Here is a 309-nt window from a genome sequence, read left to right on the forward strand (position 1 = left end):
AGAAAGTATTCAGTGGAAGTGCTACAAGTTTAGCTGGGATGGGGACTATAGGATTTGATGAATTATGGGCGACTAGCGCTCTAATGAAAGGTACACCAACACCAGAAGGCCTGCAAGAGATGGCACCAGTAGCACCTGAAACTTTAGGGTCCCCTACGGCCCGTATAACACCTAATCAAAATGGTGAGTTCATTAACATCTCTGTAAAGGCATCAGCTAGTAATAGAATGAATCATAATAACCTAGCAGTGATGATAAACAATGAAATCATGGCAATGTCGAATGTCAAAATGAACACGAGTGTTAACG

At 41.7% G+C, this 309-nt stretch carries 1 protein-coding gene; it reads left to right on the forward strand.

Translation table 11 applies throughout. The features are described 5' to 3' along the window. Positions 1-309, forward strand: a 309-nt coding sequence (locus tag ACSG5Z_RS30310) for a hypothetical protein (protein WP_435712788.1), incomplete at both ends; no start/stop codon positions are given.

This window comes from Bacillus pretiosus (assembly GCF_051294775.1).
GTDB lineage: Bacteria > Bacillota > Bacilli > Bacillales > Bacillaceae_G > Bacillus_A > Bacillus_A wiedmannii.